The sequence below is a fragment of the Terasakiella brassicae genome (genome assembly GCF_014641495.1).
GTDB lineage: Bacteria > Pseudomonadota > Alphaproteobacteria > Rhodospirillales > Terasakiellaceae > Terasakiella > Terasakiella brassicae.
In genome coordinates, this window is record NZ_BMHV01000075.1 from 1 (window position 1) to 797 (window position 797).

At 55.2% G+C, this 797-nt stretch carries 1 protein-coding gene; it reads right to left on the reverse strand.

From position 1 onward, the window contains the following. Window positions 1-797, reverse strand: a 797-nt coding sequence (locus IEW74_RS17235; RefSeq protein ID WP_188667426.1) for a cadherin-like domain-containing protein, incomplete at both ends; no start/stop codon positions are given.

Sequence of the window (797 nt, forward strand, 5' to 3'; positions counted from 1 at the left end):
CTTCATCAGAAATAATCGTCCAGGTGCCATCGCCGTTATCGGTGATCGCAAGGTTCGATCCACCGGACACAGCGGTGATGTTCAACGCATCGCCATCCACATCGGACGCATTGCCCAAAAGTTGTTCTTTGGTCACCGTGTAAGACTGATATTCGGTGCCGTCCGGCAAGCTGATCGCCCCGACCACCGGGGCATCATTTTCAGGGCTCACCGTCATGGTGACCGTGGCGGTGACAGTTTCACCGTCTTCATCCGTCACCGTATAGGTGAAGCTATCGCTGCCGTTGAAATCATCATGGGGTTGATAGGTCACCGTGCCATCGGTATTAAAGGTCACTTCGCCGTTTTCCGGCTGGGTGACAGATGTCAACTCGCCACCATCGATGATCTGATCATTGGACAGAACATTGATGGTTTTGCTGCCGTCTTCTGCAACACTCGCCGCATCATCATTGGCCGTGTTATCCACATCGGCAAAGTTGATGGTCGCGCTTTGTGTGACCTCGGCCGTGCCATCGGACACGGTGAAGCTGATGTCTTGCGCCCCTTCCTCATCAGAAATGATCGTCCAGGTGCCATCGCCGTTATCGGTGATCGCCAGGTTCGATCCACCGGATACAGCGGTGATGTTCAACGCATCGCCATCCACATCGGACGCATTGCCCAGCAGTTGTTCTTTCGTCACCGTGTAGGACTGATATTCGGTGCCTTCGGGCAAGCTGATCGCGCCGACCACCGGGGCGTCATTTTCAGGGCTCACCGTCATGGTGACCGTGGCGGTGACAGTTTCACCGTCT